Raw genomic sequence first — 16,782 nt, forward strand, 5'->3', positions numbered from 1 at the left:
CTATTTCCCCTCCTGGCCGGAGGCCTTGAACTGGTCCAGCCGGGATTTTAGGACACGTTCGAGCTCGGCATTGGCGGCATTTGCGTCGTCGACGAGTTTGGTTGAGCTGGCCTTCACGGCGTCCTCATACGTGGTGCGGACCTTGTTCAGTGCATCATTGATGTCGAGCAAGGCCACTCCCGCAGTGGTGCTTTTGGCGAGGCGTCCGAGGTCATCCGTCGCGTCCAGGACTTCCTGCTGCTTGTCGCGTTGTCCTTTGACGATGCCTTCGATCCCCTGCAGGAGTTGGACCGTGTCCGCATCTGCCTTGTCCTTGGCACCTGCCAAGGCCAGCAGGCAGGAATCGGCCGTCTTGACGTACTCCTGCGCATAGTCGCCACCGCTGACGTTCAGGTCCCTGTGGAGCGGGGCGCACGGTCCCCCCACAGAACGGGTGATGTTGGCCGTATTGATGAGCCGTTGGTCGTTGTAGGCGATCACCGCTACGTATTGGTCCTTGAACCGCCGGAACGCCTCGGCAATCTCCGGCTCCTGCGCCACGGGAGAAGCGGCCATGGCGTCGAGCCTGCCGGTGTTGGCGGCGGACTCGCGTTTGATCACATCGCTTTCCCGGGTGAACACCTGCTCTTTTTCCTGATCGCCCTCTTCCTCGGCGACCACGTTGGTGTACCGTGCCGTGAACTCCTCAAGCAAGGGGTCGTAAAGGTTCATGGAGCGATCCACGATGCCCCGTTGCTTGTCCAGCCGCTCCACGTCCGCGCGCTGCACTCCGGTTGGCCGGAGAAAGGCGAACCAGGCGCCGAACCCCCCGGCGGCCAAGGCCAGGACCACCACGACAACAATGATGCCTGTACGCCGGGAATTGCTGCGCCCGGAGTCCTTGTTGGTCTCGTCCAAAGTCTGATCCCCCATATTTTTGAAAAGGCTAAACGTCGTGTTGAAGCCGCTTCACGAAGAGCTTGGTACGTTCCTGCCGTGGCGCCCGCAGTACCTCGGCGGCCGGGCCACGTTCGACCACGACTCCACCGTCCATGAAGATCACCTCGTCGGCAACATGCTGGGCGAAGGCGAGTTCGTGCGTCACGATCACCATGGTCCAGCCTTCCTCGGCCAACTCCTTAATGACGCCCAGGACATCACCCACAAGCTCCGGGTCCAGGGCGGACGTGGGCTCGTCGAACAGCAGGAGCTGCGGCTTGAGGGCGAGGGCCCGGACGATGCCAACACGCTGCTGCTGGCCGCCGGAAAGCTCGAACGGATAGGCATCGCGCTTGTCCGCCAGGCCCACGCGTTCCAGGAGCCGCTCGGCCTCCGCGATGGCTTCCGCCTTCGGCCGCTTCTGCACCTGGACGGGCCCCTCGATGACGTTCTTGAGCACCGTCATGTGCGGGAACAGGTTGTAGTGCTGGAAAACCATGGCGCTGCGGTCGCGGAGCGCTGCGATCTCCTTCTTGCCCACCTTGGCCCCGAAATCAATGGCCAGCCCGCTTGAGGCATCGCCGCTGCCGAAGGTGACCGTACCGGCGTCGGGAACTTCCAGGCCGTTGAGCGAACGCAGGACGGTTGTCTTACCGGAGCCGGAAGGCCCGATCAGGGCCACCACCTGGCCGCGGCGGATGGTGATATCGATGTCCCGCAATACTGTGTTGCTGCCGAAGGCCTTGGCGAGGTTCCTTGCCTCCAGGACCATGGATGACGGATCAGTGGGCGACATAGCGGTCCAATCTTCTTTCGACCGCGGACTGCGCCGTGGACAGAACCAGGCAGATCACCCAGTAGACCAGGGCTGCCTGCAGGTACAAGGCCATGAACTCCTGGCTGAAAGCGGCGATCTGCTGGGCGTTCCGGAACAGTTCGGTGACCAGGATCAGTGATGCGAGGGACGTGTCCTTCACCAGGGAAATGAAGGTGTTGGACAACGGTGGAACCGAGACCCGGGCAGCCTGCGGAAGGATGATCCGTACCAGCGTCTGCCGGTTGGACATGCCGATGGTGTGCCCGGCTTCCCATTGGCCCTTGGGCACGGAAAGGATGGCGGCGCGGATGATCTCGGCGGCGTAACCACCCACGTTCAACGAAAACGCGATGATGGCACTGGGCCACGGATCAAGCCGCACACCGATGCTGGGCAGTCCGAAGAAGATCACGAACAGCTGCACCAGCAGGGGAGTGCCGCGGATGACCGAGACATAGAACCGGCCAATGCCGGACAACAACCGGTTGGGGCTCAGGCGCATCAGGGCCACGACCAAGGCCAGCAACAAGCCAAAGGCGAAGGAAGCCAGTGTCAGGGGGATGGTCCCTGTCACGGCGCCGGTGATGAGTGGTCCGAAGGAACTCCAGATGAGGTCCCAGTTCATCTATTTGGTGACGTCCGCGCCGAAGTACTTGTCCGAAATCTTCGCCAGGGTTCCGTCCGCGCGGAGGTCTTCAAGAGCCTTGTCCACGGCCTTGGTGAGCTCGCTGGAACCCTTGCGGAAGACGAAGGCACTCTCAGTCTTGTCCGGTGCTTCGGCTGCCACCTTCAAGCCGGAGTCGGGAGTGGTCTTGGCATAGTCCAGGTAGGTGAGCTTGTCGTTCACCGTGGCGTCCACACGACCCTGCTGGACCAGCGTGGCGGACTGGGCCCATCCTTCAACGGCCTGGACATTGGCACCGGCTTCCACGGCCATCTTGTAGAAGTTGCTCGTGAGGGACTGGGCGGTGGTCTTGCCCTTGAGGTCGGCGAAGCTGTTGATGCTGGAGTTGTCCGACTTGGTGACCACTACGCCGGTGGAGATCGTGTACGGGGTGGAGAACTCGTACTTGGCCTTGCGGTCGTCGTTGATGGAGATCTGGTTTGCGATGGTATCGAAACGCTTGGAGTCGAGGCCTGCGAAGATGCCGTCGAACTGGGTTTCCTGGAAAGACGCCTTGACGCCGAGCTTCCCGGCGACGGCCTGCGCAATCTCGACGTCGAATCCGGTGAGGTCGCCGGCTCCCTCGGCGTGGAAGCTGAACGGGCGGTAGGTGCCCTCGGTGGCAATCACCAGTTCGCCCTTGGACTTCACGTCAGAGAGGGAGGTGTCCCCGCCGGACTGCGCCGGCGTTGAACCACCACCGCACGCCGAAAGAGCGAGGGCAGCGGAAGCCAAGGTGGCGGCAAGGATGGAACGTCGGGCGCGGAGGCTGTTCATGGAGCCATCTTAGTCACCGGAGGGAACGGGCACGGCGGTGGACACCAGTGCCAGGTAAAGGTGCGTTAAAAAGGCTGAGTGGGGGCGGTCCCCAACAGCCCGCCACCACTCATCCCCCCAATTGTGATCCCGTGGGCGCCACATCCACCGGAAACCCGTTCTCTGATTCCGGTGTCAGGCTGCAGCCGCGTTCACACATTCATGATTGTGCCACGATCTAATGGTTTTGTGAAAGTCTTACGCTGAGAGACGCCGTTTTCGACGCGCAACTGCTTTCGAGAACCAGATTCCGGCCAATCCGATACACGTGAACATGGCTGCGGAGTAGTTGATCAGCACCCGCAGCCAGGCCTCCGAAAACGGGATCAGCGGAAAAAGCTGTGACAGCAAAAGCAACGAAAGTCCCAGCAAAAGCAGGCCCGAGGCGACGCGCAGCAACACAGGCGCCTGGCTCGCCACCGTGCGCCAGATGGCCGGCACCAGGCAGGCAGCAACGAATCCCGGGTAGAAGCGGCCCATAAAGGCATAGGCCTCCAACGACGGCCCCCACACCAGCCCGCTCATCCCCGCCGACGAGCCCCGGGTGTCGGTGATGAGGAAAAAGTAGATGGTCAGCACGCCCACGATTGCGGCAACCGTGATACCCAGTGGCCCGCGGATGGCCCGCACTGCCGATTGGGAGCCGAACGCGGTGGCGATCTTGATGCCCATGAAGAAGAACGTCGCATACAGCAGGAAACGCAGAATCAGGTTCCCAACGTTCATCCCGCCAAGCCAGCCGTCGATGACAAGGTAGGGCGCCTCGATGCTGATGAAGATGCTCAGTGAGATCAACGAAAAGATGTAGAAGACAACGCGGTTCTCCCCACGCAGTGCGCTCGGAATCCGTGCGATCGTAATCGCCAGGCAAACTGCCAGCGTGACCCAGGGCAGGACAGCCGTCATCCGAGGTTCTCCCAAATTCGTTCAGTTCGTTCGTGGTCTTGTTCCTGGCGGCGAAGGGTCTTTCCCAATGCCAGCAGCCGCTCACCGGCAAGGGTCACCAGTGCACTTTGGGACATTGCGTCCAAGGCCTCCCGGCGTGCATTGGGTGGCCAGCCGGCTTCGGCTTCGGTGATCAGTCCTCCGGCCACCAACCCTCCTGCCGGTCCCACCCCGGCCGCACGGGAGGTGGCAATCGCCAGCTCCGGCGGAAGCCTGTTGGCTGTCAGGTGGGCCGAGAAATTCTGGGGCGCGATGCCGGTGGTGTCGCTGACCCGGTGCCGCAACTCGCCGTCGTCGATTGCGTCCACCCAGTTGCGCACGGAGGTGGGGTGAGGTGGTTCCGAAAGGCGGGCCACGGGCGCGGAGCCGGGCTCGCTGCGCTCCACTACGGCACGCAGAAGATCGATCGTGGCAACTTGGCTGACCAGTTCGCAGCCCGTGGGCGGAACGGGGTCGCCGCGGAGATCGGAGTAGAGGTCGAAAGTGGCCAGGGCCTGCACAGGGTTGATGTTGAAGCCCCGGCTGATGCTCACCAGCGTGGACTCGGCCACCTTGCCGCGGACCAGCTGCTGGGCCAGGGTTGTCCGTTTGATGCCGGCGATCCTGCAGACGTCCGCCGTGCTGGCATCGGGCGCAACGCCATGAAGCCAGCGCTGGAACGCCTTGGACTGTAAGGGCATGTGGAACTCTCTGTGATGTGGGGCGCGGCAAACCGGCAAATTGCGGTAAGTGGGAGTACAGATCGATTTTACGCCGACGCCACATTGAATTATGCTTGATGATTGAACCCGCTGGTCCGTACACCCCCCAAGTTCGGACCAGCGGGTTTTTCCATGCCCGCGGGAATCGGGGCCTGATGATCTGCGTTTCCTTGCTGGAGGATAGACAAATGACTGCAACCTTGGTGGCCAAGGAACTGGCCGGTGGGCATGGCCACCGCACACTCTTTTCCAAGCTGTCCCTCACGGTGGCGCCCGGCGACGTGGTGGGCGTAGTGGGAGCCAACGGCGCCGGAAAATCAACGCTGCTCCGTATCCTGGCGGGCGTCGACCAGCCGCAGGAAGGCAGCCTCAGCCTTGCACCCTCGGATGCGTTCGTGGGTTGGCTGCCGCAGGAACACGAGCGCACCGAAGGCGAAACCATCGCCGGCTACATCGCCCGACGCACTGGTTGCGCGCAAGCCACCACCGAGATGGAAGCCACTGCCGAAGCCCTCGGCTCAGGTGCCGCAGGAGCCGACGACGCCTACTCCCTTGCCTTCGACCGCTGGATGGCCTCCGGCGCGGCAGACCTGGAAGACCGCATTCCCGCCGTTCTGGCCGATCTCGGGCTGGAGGTTGGCACCGAGGCACTGATGACCGGCCTTTCCGGTGGCCAGGCCGCCCGCGTGGCTCTGGCGGCGCTGCTGCTGAGCCGCTTCGATGTAGTGCTCCTGGACGAACCCACCAATGACCTGGACCTCGACGGGCTGGCACGCCTTGAAGCCTTCGTCCAGGGCCTGCGCGGCGGAGTGGTGCTGGTTTCCCACGACCGCGAATTCCTGGCCCGCTGCGTCACCACAGTGGTGGAGTTGGACCTGGCCCAGAACTCGGTAGCTGTCTACGACGGCGGCTACGAAGCCTTCCTCGAAGAGCGCGCGGTGGCCAAACGCCATGCCCGGGAGCGCTACGAGGAGTTCGCCAACACCAAAGCGGACCTTGTTTCCCGCGCGCGCACCCAGCGGGAGTGGAGCTCCCAAGGTGTCCGCAACGCCATGAAGAAGAACCCGGACAACGACAAGATCCGCCGGACCGCCAGCGTCGAATCGTCGGAGAAGCAGGCGCAGAAGGTCCGTCAGATGGAGTCCCGCATTGCCCGGCTCACTGAGGTGGAGGAGCCCCGCAAGGAGTGGCAGCTGCAGTTCAGCATCGGCCAGGCACCCCGCTCAAGTGCCGTCGTCGCGACCTTGCGTGACGTCGTCGCGCGCCAGGGCGACTTCACGCTGGGACCGGTGAACCTCCAACTCAACGGTGGGGAGCGGATCGGCATCACGGGTCCGAACGGCGCCGGCAAGTCCACCTTGTTGCGCCTGCTGCTGGGGACGCAACAACCCGACGACGGCGTTGCCTCCATGGGCGCGTCCGTCGCCATCGGCGAAATCGACCAGGCACGCGGATTGCTTGACGGCGGGCAGCCGCTCGGCGACGCGGTGGAAGCCGTGCTCGTGGACTGGAACAGCGCAGACGTCCGCACGCTCCTGGCCAAGTTCGGGCTCAAAGCGGACCACACCTCACGCACTGTGGACTCGTTGTCCCCGGGGGAGCGGACCCGGGCTGCGCTCGCATTGCTGCAGGCCCGCGGCGTGAACCTGCTGGTGCTGGACGAGCCCACCAACCATCTGGACCTTCCGGCGATCGAACAGCTTGAAGAAGCGCTGGAGAGCTACGACGGTGCGCTACTGCTGGTCACCCACGACCGCCGGCTGCTGGAAAACGTCCGTCTCGATTCGCGGTGGCACCTGGACAACGGACAAGTCCGGGAACTCCACCACACCCCAAGCCAGGAGAAGTAACCCATGAGCATGGACCGCGTGGCCTGGAGCTCGCTGTACAACATCACCACTGCCAAGAGCGGCTCCAAGCCGTTCTCCAAGGAAACCCTCAAACGGGTCCTCGCCTTCGCTGCCCCTCACAAGGGGAAGCTGATTGCGTTCGTCATAGCTTCCATCGCGGGCGCCTTCCTGGCAGTGGCCACCCCGGTGCTTGCCGGACAGGTGGTGGATGCGATCATCGCGAACGCAGGCGTGGGAACGGTCATCTGGCTGGCCGTCCTCATTGCGATCGTTGCGGTGGGTGAGGCCGGAGTGGGCCTGCTGACGCGCTGGTTGTCGTCGATCATTGGTGAAGGCGTCATCGTGGACCTGCGCACGCGGGTGTTCGACCACGTGCAGCGCATGCCCATCGCGTTCTTCACCCGGACACGGACCGGCGCTTTGGTGAGCCGGTTGAACAATGACGTCATCGGGGCGCAGTCCGCCTTCGCCGGCACGTTGTCCGGTGTGGTCAGCAACGTAGTGGCACTGGCGTTGACCCTCGCCGTGATGCTCAATACTTCCTGGCTGGTGACGGTGCTCGCCATGGTGCTGCTGCCGATCTTCCTCATCCCCGCGCGGCGCATGGGCTCCAAACTGGCAGATCTTCGCCGTGAGGCTGCAGCCCACAACGCCGCCATGGGCACGCAGATGACGGAGCGTTTCTCGGCGCCCGGTGCCACGCTGGTGAAACTGTTCGGCCGCCCGGACGAGGAATCGCGTGAATTTGCCGACCGGGCTGGACGGGTGCGGGATATCGGAATCCGCACCGCCATGCTGCAGTTCACCTTCGTCACCGCCCTGACCCTGGTCTCGGCGTTGGCACTGGCCCTCGTGTACGGCCTGGGCGGTTGGTTAGCCCTCAGCGGCCAGCTGGCACCGGGCGATGTGGTGGTCCTGGCGCTCCTGCTCACCAGGCTTTACGCGCCGCTGACCGCGTTGTCCAACGCGCGGGTGGAAATCATGAGCGCACTGGTCAGCTTTGAACGGGTCTTCGAAATCCTGGACCTGAAGCCGCTCATCACCGAAAAGCCGGATGCCATTGAGGTGGCTCCGGGCCCTGTCGCGGTGGAATTTGATGACGTCCGCTTCTCCTACCCCTCAGCAGACAAAGTGTCCCTGGCCTCCCTGGAGGAGGTGTCCACGCTGGACACCCGCGGCGGAGACGAAGTGCTGCACGGGGTGAGCTTCCGGGTGGAACCGGGCCAGACAGTGGCCCTGGTGGGTTCCTCGGGTGCCGGCAAGTCCACCATCGCCCAGCTGCTGTCCCGCTTGTACGACGTCGACTCCGGAGCAGTGCGCCTTGGCGGGAACGGGCCCCGGACGGGTGCCGATGTGCGGGACATCAGTTTCGATTCCCTGCGCGACACGCTGGGCATGGTGACCCAGGACGGCCACCTGTTCCACGAAACCATCGCCTCCAACCTGCGCCTGGCACGGCCGGATGCTACCGAGGACGACATGTGGGATGTGCTCAGGCGCGCCCGCCTGGAACCGATGATCCGTTCCCTGCCCGATGGCCTGGAGACAGTGGTGGGAGAGCGTGGATACCGGCTCTCCGGCGGCGAGCGCCAACGCCTTACCATCGCACGTTTGCTCATCAAGCAGCCGCGCGTGGTGATTCTGGATGAGGCGACGGCGGCGCTGGACTCCACCAACGAAGCCGCCGTGCAGGCGGCCCTGGGTGAGGCGCTCGAGGGACGTACCGCCGTCGTGATTGCGCACCGCTTGTCCACCATCCGCGCCGCTGACGCGATCCTGGTGGTTGAGGACGGCAGGATCGTGGAGCGTGGCACGCATACCGAGCTGCTGGCGGCGGACGGGCGCTACGCCGAGCTGTACCAGACCCAGTTCGCGGAGGCCACGGCAGTGGCGCAGGAAGCTGTCCCGGAGCTCTAGCGCTACTTAAGGGCCGGAAGGACGTGGTCCGTGAGCAGCGGCGCCAGGTCCGCGGGCAGGGGTGCTGAGAGGTCCAGCCAGCGGATTTCCGCGATCTCGGCGGAGGGGTGCGCGTCCCAGGTTCCGGGCGCCGTGAAGACGGTGGCTTCGATGTTCGTGGCGGCTTCGTTGGCGGCTACGGCGAGCCAGACACCCAGGGGTTCCAGCTGCTCCGGTGATACCTTGATGCCGACTTCCTCGGACAGTTCCCGGGCAGCGGCCTGGGCGGCGGTTTCACCCGGTTCGGGTTTGCCGCCGGGGTGCATGAATTTGTCCGTGCCGCGCTTGCGGACGGTCAACAGCTGCCCTTCGTTGTTGTAGACGCACACGGCGCTGACCACGATCAGGTCCGTTGTTGTCATTCATGCCTCCCGGCGTCGATGCGGACCAGATGCGATTCCAGCAGCAAGTCCTTGGCGGGCCCTGTGACGTCCCAGGTGAAACTGAACGAATCCGGGCCGTTGTAGGTGTAGTTGACCTGATAGTCGTCGGGATCGCACCAGTGCTTGTCCTCGCGGCCCTCTTCGGAGAATCCCATGACGTGGAAAGGCCTGCCGTCGGGGAAGGACACATCCATGGAGTCCGGTGCGGCGCCGGGTGTCAGGACGTATTCACGGAAGGCGGGGCCGGTGTGGGTGGGCCAGTGCATGGTGCCGTCTTCGCGGTAGTCCAGGCCGCCGTCGGGGTTCGGGCTGTAGTGCACGACGCCGGTGAAGGTTCCGCGGGTGCCGGAGGCGCGGTCCAGGAGGTTTCGCTCCACCCTCCAGCTGCCGGCCAGGTAGGCCCGCAAGTCCTGGATGCGCTGCTGGTGCTTCAAGTGCCCTCGATTGGAATCGAACCAACGACACCGGCTTTAGGAGAGCCGTGCTCTATCCACTGAGCTACGAGGGCCTGTGTGTCCATGGCTCGGAATCCCACTGCTGGAGCTCAAGGGCCCGGACACGACTACAAGCATACAAGCTGCCGGGGCGATGCCAGAACACAGCTAGGCTGGCCACCATGAACGGGCGTGCAACGGCGTCGGCACCGGCGGGATGGTTCCTTCCGGATGTCCGCAGCATCAGGGCAAATATTGGGGGATGGGCGCAACTGAGCGTCGTCCAGTACTTCGTGGCCGAGGCTGCTGTGATCGAGGCTTGGGCCGGTCCGGAGCCCTACAGCAGGGCCACCGGCTTCATCAGCGACCTGGGCGCCGTTTCCTGCGGACTGTATGAGGACCGGTCAGTCTGTTCGCCCTTGCATTGGCTGATGAATGCCTCTTTCGTGGTCCAGGGGCTGGCGTTGGTCCTCGGGGCAATCCTCCTGACGGCCGGGCTCCTGTGCGTCGCGGCGAGGCCGGAAGTCCAGGCCAGGCGTTTCCGGGCGACGCAGGAGGGTGAAACGCCCATCCGCGTGCTGGCCGTGCCCTGGATCATGGCGGTCGCCATCCGGATCCTGACGGGCGTTGCGGGGGTGGGCACGGTGATTGTGGGACTGGTACCCGAAGACCTGGGCTCGCCGTGGCATTTTGCAGGGGCCCTCATGTTCTTCATTGGGGGAGGGTTCGCCTTGCTCCTGCTGGCCGTATTGTGGTTCAGGCAAACCCCCGTCAGTTGGTTCCTCGGAATCTGCGGGATTCTCTGCCTTGGGGCGCTGGTCATTGGCGGCATCACCGCGATGGATGTACCCCGGCCCGGAACTCTGGAACGCTTCATGGGGTATCCGGTCACTATCGGCCTGGCCACTGCAGGCCTTGTTATTGCCCAGCGGGTACGAACGGAACGAAAAAGCGCTCAGGGCCGATTGAGGAAGTACTCGCGGAAGTCCACGAGTGAAGTCCCTCCCGCGTAGCCGAGGTCGCCAGCACCCACCGAAACCGAGTCGTCGGGTGAAAAGATACTGACCGAGAAGGATCCCGAGTCCAAGTCCGTGGTCTTCTCCAGCATGGCCGGAAGGGCCTCTTCCAGGGCCTGTGCAAGCGCGGCGTGCTCGGAGCCGGTTCCTGTGAGCTTGGCGGTGATGAAGTTGCCGGACGTATTCATGTTCACATGGACCTGGGCGTCCTTTACTCCCGGCACGGACGCAGCAGCGTCCTGCATGTCCTTGCCGAGCCGCTCGGCCTTGGACGGGCCACCCACACCGCAAGCCGTGATGCCCAGAATCAGCATCATGATGATCAGGGCCGGCACCGGCTTGGGAAGTTTCTTCAAGGTCACTGCTTTCGGGAGATGTTGGACACGGTTGAGGACACCTGGCCGGCATCGCTTGTGAGGAACTGCTGGGTGGATTCCTTTTGACTGTACTGGGCGATGGGACCCCCGGCTTCCTGCTGCGCTACCGAGTCAACGTAACGGTAGGAGTCGTGGTAGCTGATTCCGGCGAATCCCGGATCGATGTCCGGATTGGGCAGCGTCACCACCAGGGCGTTGTTGTCCCGGCTCGTGGTGATGCTGCCGCCGGGAAGCAAAGTGGCATCCGCCAGGTCCACCTGCGGGACGGGGTCACCGGCGTGCTGAAGGGCCAGGACGTCGATGGATGCCGGGATGGGTGCCGAATCCACCGGCGATCCGTACGTGACAACGTTGGTGACGTTGAACCTGTCGGTGAAGCTGCTGTCGGATGCCAAGGCCGTGGCGATCATGCCGCCCTGCGAATGACCTGACAGCATCACCGGTGCGTCCTGGGGAATGCCGGCTTTCTCCATGGCGATGCGGACCGCTTGGGCGGCAGTGGACAGGTTTCCGCCGGCAAGTTCAAGGTTCCCGGTGAGATCGGTGGGGTTGGCCGCGCCGTCCGGCATCCACCGGGTGGTCCCTGGAATGCTGATGATGTAGGCAGGGGGACTGCCCGGCTTGTCGACTGTGGTGATCCGGATCCCGGTATCTTCCGTGCCCGCGATTCCTGCGTCGGCGTAGGCTGCGTCGGTGGCGGCCAGGACGGAGCTGATGGTTGACGGCACGGGCGTGACCGGCCTGCCGTTCACGTCGGCGGTTCCGGGTTTGCCAACGCTCAGGGGGATGGGCTCGCCGGCCACCGGCCTTCCGTCATCCATCAAATGCGGATTGTGGAAGCCGAAACTCGTCACCGTCGCGGCTGTGTTCAGTGTCGCCGCTACGAACAGCACTCCGTTGGACACCAGCTGGGTGATCGACGGTGGCTCGCCCGAGGTCAGCCACCCCCAGCCCATGTTCACGAAGTCGCCCAGCCGCGAGGCACGGTTTTCCTCGGCATCCATGAGGTTCCCCACAGGGAGGGGAGCCAGGTCCTGGGCAAGGTTCCACATGGTGGACGCAGTGCCTGCCAACAGGCTGGTGACTTTTCCGCTGGCATCCCACAGGTCCCCAGCCTCCCCGGCGGCGGCGTCCAGGAGCCGGTCAAGGACGGACGGATCCCCGAAGCCGGCCGCGGTGGTACTGGCGGCCATTTGTTCGTCGACGTTGCGTTGCACGGCACTGGAGGCGGCGGCGAGCGCATGCCCTGCCGCGATGAGCTGGCTGCGGTAGGCCATCCACTCCTGCGTGAAGCGCTTCCCGTCATCGCCGTGCCAGTCCACACCGGTGATCAAGGGAGTGAGGTTGCCGCTCAGGTCCAGCAGGCGTTGGCTGCTGCGGGCAAACTCTTTGCTGAGGCGTCGCCCGCCCTCCAGATCCATTCCGTAAAGGCTCATGAGCGCACGCTCCGACCGGCGGCGCTGCCAAGGTATTCCTTTGCTCCCAGGAGGGACCAAGCGAATTCGAGCCCGGGGTCCGTGGATGGAACGGCGGTCAGGGTGGGTGTGGTGTTCTGTCCTGGCCCGGTTTCCACGGAGTTCAGCTGGTCAACGGAGTACAGCTGGTCCGCGACGGTCCAAACGCGCCGGCTGGTATACGGGCGGGAACCTGGCGCCGGAGTGCCTGAAACATCAAGGTGGCCTGACACCTCAAGGTGGATGGTGCAGCTGGTGTTGGCCGCTACCGCCTGCGGCGTCGCTTCCGGCAAGGGCTCCAGCTGATGGAGCCGGGGAAAATGGCGGCTGAGGGCAGCCCACGCATTTTCCTCCTGGAAGAAGGAAACCTCGACAGCGTTGCGGACTTCCGTCACCACCACACCGTTTGGCTGGTGGCTGATACGGCGTCGATAGGAGACGGCGACGCCCCGCCCTCCTGCCAGGCCGGCCCTGCTGTGGATGGACTGGTCTTGGAACTGCACCACCGTGGTGGCCGTCAGGGGTGCCGATACAGCGAGGGTAACCGCCAGTATCCATTGCGGTGACAAGGTGCCCTGCGCATCGAGGATGCCGGCACGGCGAAGTTCGTCCCCGGCGTCCTGGTGGTGCGCGTCCGGATGTGGAAAGTACTCCGGATAGGCGGCAGCGTCGGCCTCGCTGCCCGTTGCTTCGGCCGCCCTGCGGACAGTTTCTGCCCAGGCGATTCCGCTGAGCTCAACGATGTTGAGCCTGGCATCGACGTGAATTTCCCCCATTGATCCCCCAAGATCCACTTACTGCGCGCCAGCACTTGGCGGCAAGCGCAACACTATCCGGGCGGGCCGGGACGCGGAATGGGGAGAGCTATCCTCAGTGGTTGCTGCGGGGGCGGGGGCGGGGGCGGGGAGGTGGCCCCCCGTTTCAGGACGCGCGCTTCTTTCCCAGGAAGACGGCAACGACGCCACACACGAGGCTCACCAGGAAAAGTACCCAGGAGGCAACGGTGACGGCCGATGCCACGGCGACCGAACCGGCGTCGGGCGTCTGTGCGGCCAGCACCGAATCAATGGCCACGTTCGACCACAAGTGGGCCACGGCAAAAAGCAGGGGAGCGGCCCACATGGCCCAGCGCCACGACTTGCGTGCCACGTTGGTGCCGATGAGCAGCAGCCAGCTGAAGCCGAAGATCAACGGGAACAGTGTGCCGGCCGTCTTGTGGACGTAGTTGAGCTGGCCGCGTGCCGCGTCATCCATGGCTGCGCGCAGTTGGGCGATGTAGTCCGGGGAGAAACCGCCGATCAGGGAGTCCGGCATTGCCAGCCCGCCGGAAAGCTGGGTCATCTGGTTCAGGGTCAACAGGTGCAGGTACCAGAAGAGGAACAGGCTGGCCACCACGCCGGCAATCACGATCAACCTGGAGTTGTTTTGTGCCTTCTGCGGCGTCCGCGCGGTGGTGCTGTTGATCACGGGAGGCAGTGTGTGGTCGGGAACCACTGCCTTCGCTCCGTGCTTTTTGATCCGCTGAGCTGGTGTCTTGGCCATGTCATTCATTATCCCGCCACCTAAGCTGGATCCATGACCACCGGCAGGCACACCGCAACTGAACTCGATCCTTCACTTGATGACTACCAGTTGGCCAGCGCCCTGGTCCGGGAAGCAGGGCAACTGGCGTTGCTCATGCGGATGGGCGGGTTGCAGGGCGAACGCAAGACGTCCGTCTCGGACGTCGTCACCGCAGCCGACCACGCAGCCGAGGCCTACGTCCTGGAGCAACTGCGCCGTTGCCGGCCGGAGGACGGCATCCTTGGTGAAGAGGGTGCCTCGGTGGCCGGGACCAGCGGACGGACCTGGGTGATCGACCCCGTTGATGGCACCTATAACTTCCTGCACGGCTCTACCTACTGGTGCTCGGCCATTGCCTTGAAGCGTGATGACACCGCCCACAGTGGCCAGTCCGGCAGCCCGTTGGTGGACCCGTCGGTGTTGCTGGGGGCGATCTACCAGCCCGAACTGGACAAGCTCTGGCTGGGCGGCGAGGACCAGGCGGCGACGCTCAACGGAGAACCCATTTCCGGTTCCGGCGATGTTTCGGTGGCCGGGATTTGCGCAGCCACGTACATCCATCCGACCTGGCTCGCGGATCCGCGCACGGCCATGCCATGGCACGCGGCCGCCATCACCGCCGCCTCCTTGCGGATGTTTGGCTCAGGTTCCTGTGACCTGGGCCGGGTGGCCGATGGCGAACTCGGTTGCTGGTTCCAGCACAGTTGCCCCGAATGGGACTGGCTGCCCGGCAAGGCGATCGTTCGCGCGGCCGGCGGGGACACCGCCGTCGTGAAGGTCAACGGGATGAACTGGTTCGTTGCCGGAAGCCCGACGGCGGTCCGCGAGTTGGGTGCCGCGCTAACCTCGGTTCCGCAGTTCGCCTAGCTGGCGCCATCGTACCCCGCAGGGTATTGCTAAGTAGCCTTAGTAATGGTTTCCTTGTACTGGGACGAATGGTTCGTCCCGCTGCCCAGGTGCTGACCGGTCAGCTGCCGAGCCCCAGGAGACGCCATGCAAGGCATTGGTGGTCCCAGCCTTCCACGGCTGACGCAAGACATGCGGCCCCTTGGCTGCCCGCACTGCGGAACGAACGAAAATGTTGCCATCGAATCCATCGAGTCCCTGCCGCCGCATCCGGGCGAACTGCAGGTCCAGGTCGGGTACGTCTGCCGCAAATGCCAAGGCAACTACCTGCACAGGGCACGGTTCCGTGATGTGGCAGCGGTCCTGAACAAGGTGCGCTCGCTGGAGGGATTGCTCCGCTTCGCAGGAGAGTACTTCCATTGCGGCGAAGCAATGTCCCTGGCAGGCTCCAACGTCAAGAGCATCTACGCGCCCTTGTCGACGGACGAACCCGGCGGCGACGCTTCGGCAGTCGACGTCGGCACGAAGTTGCTGCGGTGCCAGTGCGGCTTCCAGCTGGAACTGCCGGACTGACAGCAACTCAGTAAATAGAACAGCTATAGAACCAGGACGCGGGTTAACCCCTTCGGGTACCCCCGCGGACCTGGCCCCATTCCCCTTGTTATTTTGCACCGGGGGGCGTTTGCCCCCACGGTCTCAGCTGCAGAACAGCCCTGTCCTGCAGCGTTCGCAAGGGGGAAATACTTGAACAGCAAGAGCAAGCTGTGGCCCACAGCCGTCGGCGTCACCGCCGTATCGGCCTTGGCAATCGGCCTCGTGGCCGCACCAGCCGCAAACGCAGCGCCCACCGACGTCATCTCGGTGGGTAGCGGACAGATCATCGATGGTTCTGTCCTGACACTTCCGAACTTTGCCAACCTGGCATCCAACGGAGCAGCAACTGCCCAGCAGATCGGCACCCCGCCGAGCGGCCCGGCAGTCATTGAGGCCACCGACCCGCTGGATCTCAGCGCAGTCTTCGGCGTCGTCAACGTGGGCGCGGGCAACATCCCGCTGCTCCAGAACAACGGCATCATCCAGGTTGGTGCTGTCAGCCAGTACGGCAAGGCAGTCAACGATGGTTCCTCGGAAGCATTCTCCGGTACCGTGAGCGGCGCTCCCGGTCTGGTGACCCTGCCCGGCGGCCTTCCCACGTCCGGCGATCCTGCCATCCCGGCAGCCCGCGTCAGCCTCGGCACTGCAGCCATCCTCGGTGGCACGGACCTGGTCAACGTCAACCTTCAGGTGGCCACCCTCGCGGCGGCAGCCAAGAAGGACCAGGGTGCAGCCCCCCAGGGTGCCTACTCACTGGCCGGCGTTTCGGCTGAAGTCGGCGGCACTGTCATTGGCGGCGTCGCAGGCACCATCAGCACCGCCATCAACACGGCCAACGCCGTCCTGACCCCCTTGGGCGTCACGGTGGCCAACCCGGTGGCCGGTGGAACCATCTCCATCACCGAGGCAGACCTGCTGGCCGTTGCCGGCGTGCCGGACCTGAACTCCCTGCCGGCCGGAACCGACCTGATCTCGTTCCTGCCGCAGGCTGTTGCCAACAAGCTGACCTCCATCGTCAGCAGCACCCTGGCAACCGCCACGGCCGCCGTGAACGGTCTTGGACCGATCGCCCAGCTCGTCGCAGGACCTGCTCTGTCTGTCCTGACCACCACCCTGAACGGCGTGACCGGAGCAGTTGCTACCAGCGTTGTGGCTCCTCTGAGCACCGCGCTGACCGCCCTCGTTTCGGCCAAGGTCAACGTCCAGGAAACCGCTCCGTCGGGCGCCTTTACCCAGCGCGCCCTGCAGATCGCCGTTGCCGGCGGCTCCATCGCCACCGTCAACCTGGCCAACGCAACCGTCGGACCCAACCTTGACGCAGCGGCGATCCCGCTGGTCAACGCCGACACCATGGCCATCAGCGGTGGCGTGGCCCTCCTGGCTCTGCTCACCTGGTTGTTCGTCCGCTCACGCCGCCGCACCGCGGTAGCCGCTGTCTGATCGCCCCG

18 protein-coding genes and 1 tRNA gene are annotated in these 16,782 nt (G+C 64.3%); 6 read left to right on the forward strand and 13 right to left on the reverse strand.

The genetic code is table 11. From position 1 onward, the window contains the following. The 6 genes from PYR64_RS03165 to PYR64_RS03190 form a co-directional block, all read right to left on the reverse strand. Positions 1-912 carry a hypothetical protein gene (locus tag PYR64_RS03165; RefSeq protein WP_275778295.1) on the reverse strand — a complete coding sequence of 304 codons (912 nt, stop codon included), beginning with the start codon at positions 910-912 and terminating at the stop codon, positions 1-3. A 13-nt stretch (positions 913-925) separates the two neighbouring features. After that, positions 926-1,714, reverse strand: coding sequence for an amino acid ABC transporter ATP-binding protein (locus PYR64_RS03170; RefSeq protein WP_018779584.1), 789 nt, complete (start codon positions 1,712-1,714; stop codon positions 926-928). Beyond that, positions 1,701-2,360, reverse strand: a complete 660-nt coding sequence (locus PYR64_RS03175) for an amino acid ABC transporter permease (RefSeq protein WP_018779585.1) — start codon at positions 2,358-2,360, stop codon at positions 1,701-1,703. The genes PYR64_RS03170 and PYR64_RS03175 overlap by 14 nt, the downstream gene beginning before the upstream one ends. Further along, complete coding sequence (locus tag PYR64_RS03180) at positions 2,361-3,176, reverse strand: amino acid ABC transporter substrate-binding protein (protein WP_275778298.1); 816 nt, start codon at positions 3,174-3,176, stop codon at positions 2,361-2,363. It lies immediately after the preceding gene. Positions 3,177-3,413: 237 nt separating this feature from the next. Beyond that, complete coding sequence (locus PYR64_RS03185; protein ID WP_018779587.1) at positions 3,414-4,121, reverse strand: hypothetical protein; 708 nt, start codon at positions 4,119-4,121, stop codon at positions 3,414-3,416. Beyond that, positions 4,118-4,840 carry a hypothetical protein gene (locus PYR64_RS03190; RefSeq protein WP_018779588.1) on the reverse strand — a complete coding sequence of 241 codons (723 nt, stop codon included), beginning with the start codon at positions 4,838-4,840 and terminating at the stop codon, positions 4,118-4,120. The genes PYR64_RS03185 and PYR64_RS03190 overlap by 4 nt, the downstream gene beginning before the upstream one ends. 209 nt (positions 4,841-5,049) lie before the next feature. Between PYR64_RS03190 and PYR64_RS03195 the strand changes: the two genes are divergently transcribed. Together PYR64_RS03195 and PYR64_RS03200 are read left to right on the forward strand one after the other, a co-directional pair. Beyond that, positions 5,050-6,711: an ABC-F family ATP-binding cassette domain-containing protein gene (locus PYR64_RS03195; RefSeq protein WP_275778301.1), complete on the forward strand. Its 1,662-nt coding sequence runs from the start codon at positions 5,050-5,052 to the stop codon at positions 6,709-6,711. A gap of 3 nt (positions 6,712-6,714) precedes the next feature. Then, complete coding sequence (locus PYR64_RS03200; RefSeq protein WP_275778303.1) at positions 6,715-8,628, forward strand: ABC transporter ATP-binding protein; 1,914 nt, start codon at positions 6,715-6,717, stop codon at positions 8,626-8,628. A 2-nt stretch (positions 8,629-8,630) separates the two neighbouring features. Here the strand turns inward: PYR64_RS03200 and PYR64_RS03205 are convergent, their stop codons facing one another. From PYR64_RS03205 to PYR64_RS03215, 3 genes are all read right to left on the reverse strand, one after another. Next, positions 8,631-9,029: an NUDIX domain-containing protein gene (locus PYR64_RS03205; protein WP_018779591.1), complete on the reverse strand. Its 399-nt coding sequence runs from the start codon at positions 9,027-9,029 to the stop codon at positions 8,631-8,633. Next, positions 9,026-9,484: a DUF6314 family protein gene (locus PYR64_RS03210; protein ID WP_275778306.1), complete on the reverse strand. Its 459-nt coding sequence runs from the start codon at positions 9,482-9,484 to the stop codon at positions 9,026-9,028. Before PYR64_RS03210 ends, PYR64_RS03205 begins: the two co-directional genes overlap by 4 nt. Before the next feature lies 1 nt (position 9,485). Then, positions 9,486-9,558 (reverse strand) — tRNA-Arg (locus PYR64_RS03215). A gap of 108 nt (positions 9,559-9,666) precedes the next feature. Between PYR64_RS03215 and PYR64_RS03220 the strand changes: the two genes are divergently transcribed. Beyond that, positions 9,667-10,497 carry a DUF998 domain-containing protein gene (locus tag PYR64_RS03220; RefSeq protein ID WP_079581231.1) on the forward strand — a complete coding sequence of 277 codons (831 nt, stop codon included), beginning with the start codon at positions 9,667-9,669 and terminating at the stop codon, positions 10,495-10,497. Here the strand turns inward: PYR64_RS03220 and PYR64_RS03225 are convergent. The 4 genes from PYR64_RS03225 to PYR64_RS03240 all read right to left on the reverse strand — a co-directional run bounded on the left by PYR64_RS03225 (position 10,440) and on the right by PYR64_RS03240 (position 13,873). Next, positions 10,440-10,862, reverse strand: coding sequence for a hypothetical protein (locus tag PYR64_RS03225; RefSeq protein ID WP_039240033.1), 423 nt, complete (start codon positions 10,860-10,862; stop codon positions 10,440-10,442). The genes PYR64_RS03220 and PYR64_RS03225 overlap by 58 nt on opposite strands. Continuing rightward, the gene (locus PYR64_RS03230) at positions 10,859-12,313 is read right to left on the reverse strand and encodes a hypothetical protein (protein ID WP_052247124.1); all 1,455 of its coding nucleotides are present in this window, start codon (positions 12,311-12,313) and stop codon (positions 10,859-10,861) included. The genes PYR64_RS03225 and PYR64_RS03230 overlap by 4 nt, the downstream gene beginning before the upstream one ends. Beyond that, positions 12,310-13,107, reverse strand: coding sequence for a hypothetical protein (locus tag PYR64_RS03235; RefSeq protein ID WP_275778309.1), 798 nt, complete (start codon positions 13,105-13,107; stop codon positions 12,310-12,312). Before PYR64_RS03235 ends, PYR64_RS03230 begins: the two co-directional genes overlap by 4 nt. Positions 13,108-13,252: 145 nt before the next feature. Beyond that, entirely contained in the window at positions 13,253-13,873 is a 621-nt protein-coding gene (locus PYR64_RS03240) for a hypothetical protein (protein ID WP_039240036.1), read from the reverse strand. A 33-nt stretch (positions 13,874-13,906) separates the two neighbouring features. Here PYR64_RS03240 and PYR64_RS03245 point away from each other — a divergent pair, with 33 nt between their 5' ends. The 3 genes from PYR64_RS03245 to PYR64_RS03255 all read left to right on the forward strand — a co-directional run bounded on the left by PYR64_RS03245 (position 13,907) and on the right by PYR64_RS03255 (position 16,774). Further along, entirely contained in the window at positions 13,907-14,761 is an 855-nt protein-coding gene (locus PYR64_RS03245; RefSeq protein WP_018779598.1) for an inositol monophosphatase, read from the forward strand. 126 nt (positions 14,762-14,887) lie between these two features. Then, positions 14,888-15,313 carry a hypothetical protein gene (locus tag PYR64_RS03250; RefSeq protein WP_039240037.1) on the forward strand — a complete coding sequence of 142 codons (426 nt, stop codon included), beginning with the start codon at positions 14,888-14,890 and terminating at the stop codon, positions 15,311-15,313. 171 nt (positions 15,314-15,484) lie between these two features. Beyond that, a complete protein-coding gene (locus PYR64_RS03255) occupies positions 15,485-16,774 on the forward strand; it encodes a choice-of-anchor G family protein (protein WP_018779600.1) in 1,290 nt (429 codons plus the stop codon). The last annotated feature ends 8 nt before the right edge of the window (positions 16,775-16,782 follow it).

The organism is Paenarthrobacter sp. Y-19, assembly GCF_029223985.1.
Taxonomy (GTDB): Bacteria; Actinomycetota; Actinomycetes; order Actinomycetales; family Micrococcaceae; genus Arthrobacter; species Arthrobacter nicotinovorans.

What these genes read in the sequence shown, in the direction of transcription:
- PYR64_RS03205 (WP_018779591.1), bottom strand. Translation starts at nt 9,029, where the DNA reads ATGACAACAACGGACCTGATCGTGGTCAGCGCCGTGTGCGTCTACAAC.
- PYR64_RS03170 (WP_018779584.1), bottom strand. Translation starts at nt 1,714, where the DNA reads ATGTCGCCCACTGATCCGTCATCCATGGTCCTGGAGGCAAGGAACCTC.
- PYR64_RS03165 (WP_275778295.1), bottom strand. Translation starts at nt 912, where the DNA reads ATGGGGGATCAGACTTTGGACGAGACCAACAAGGACTCCGGGCGCAGC.
- PYR64_RS03195 (WP_275778301.1), top strand. Translation starts at nt 5,050, where the DNA reads ATGACTGCAACCTTGGTGGCCAAGGAACTGGCCGGTGGGCATGGCCAC.
- PYR64_RS03230 (WP_052247124.1), bottom strand. Translation starts at nt 12,313, where the DNA reads ATGAGCCTTTACGGAATGGATCTGGAGGGCGGGCGACGCCTCAGCAAA.
- PYR64_RS03245 (WP_018779598.1), top strand. Translation starts at nt 13,907, where the DNA reads ATGACCACCGGCAGGCACACCGCAACTGAACTCGATCCTTCACTTGAT.
- PYR64_RS03190 (WP_018779588.1), bottom strand. Translation starts at nt 4,840, where the DNA reads ATGCCCTTACAGTCCAAGGCGTTCCAGCGCTGGCTTCATGGCGTTGCG.
- PYR64_RS03250 (WP_039240037.1), top strand. Translation starts at nt 14,888, where the DNA reads ATGCAAGGCATTGGTGGTCCCAGCCTTCCACGGCTGACGCAAGACATG.
- PYR64_RS03220 (WP_079581231.1), top strand. Translation starts at nt 9,667, where the DNA reads ATGAACGGGCGTGCAACGGCGTCGGCACCGGCGGGATGGTTCCTTCCG.
- PYR64_RS03185 (WP_018779587.1), bottom strand. Translation starts at nt 4,121, where the DNA reads ATGACGGCTGTCCTGCCCTGGGTCACGCTGGCAGTTTGCCTGGCGATT.
- PYR64_RS03175 (WP_018779585.1), bottom strand. Translation starts at nt 2,360, where the DNA reads ATGAACTGGGACCTCATCTGGAGTTCCTTCGGACCACTCATCACCGGC.
- PYR64_RS03180 (WP_275778298.1), bottom strand. Translation starts at nt 3,176, where the DNA reads ATGAACAGCCTCCGCGCCCGACGTTCCATCCTTGCCGCCACCTTGGCT.
- PYR64_RS03235 (WP_275778309.1), bottom strand. Translation starts at nt 13,107, where the DNA reads ATGGGGGAAATTCACGTCGATGCCAGGCTCAACATCGTTGAGCTCAGC.
- PYR64_RS03200 (WP_275778303.1), top strand. Translation starts at nt 6,715, where the DNA reads ATGAGCATGGACCGCGTGGCCTGGAGCTCGCTGTACAACATCACCACT.
- PYR64_RS03240 (WP_039240036.1), bottom strand. Translation starts at nt 13,873, where the DNA reads ATGGCCAAGACACCAGCTCAGCGGATCAAAAAGCACGGAGCGAAGGCA.